2 tRNA genes and 1 rRNA gene are annotated in these 430 nt (G+C 45.9%); all 3 read right to left on the minus strand.

What is annotated here, in order from left to right:
* Position 1: 1 nt before the first annotated feature.
* The 3 genes from AC1DKZ_RS33070 to rrf all read right to left on the minus strand — a co-directional run bounded on the left by AC1DKZ_RS33070 (position 2) and on the right by rrf (position 278).
* Positions 2–77 (minus strand) — tRNA-Thr (locus tag AC1DKZ_RS33070).
* Positions 78–81: 4 nt separating this feature from the next.
* Positions 82–157, minus strand: a tRNA-Val gene (locus AC1DKZ_RS33075).
* A 5-nt stretch (positions 158–162) separates the two neighbouring features.
* Positions 163–278, minus strand: a 5S ribosomal RNA gene (rrf, locus tag AC1DKZ_RS33080).
* Positions 279–430 lie beyond the last annotated feature (152 nt).

Consider the following 430-nt stretch of genomic DNA (forward strand, 5'->3'; position numbering starts at 1 on the left):
CTGGTGCCGACTAGAGGACTTGAACCCCCAACCTACTGATTACAAGTCAGTTGCTCTACCAATTGAGCTAAGTCGGCTAAATGGTGGAGGATGACGGGATCGAACCGCCGACCCCCTGCTTGTAAGGCAGGTGCTCTCCCAGCTGAGCTAATCCTCCGAATTGCCTGGCAACGTCCTACTCTCACAGGGACAAGGTCCCAACTACCATCGGCGCTAGAGAGCTTAACTTCCGTGTTCGGTATGGGAACGGGTGTGACCTCTCTGCCATCATTACCAGACTGTATTCATTTRAGACAAGAATYATCATAACTYATTCGACATTTAAAGTCAATAAGTTTTTTATATTCTYTCAAAACTAGATAACRTTGCTTCATATTATATGGTTAAGTCCTCGATCTATTAGTATTCGTCAGCTCCACATGTCACCATG

The sequence above is a fragment of the Bacillus sp. 05T21 genome, from assembly GCF_056396785.1.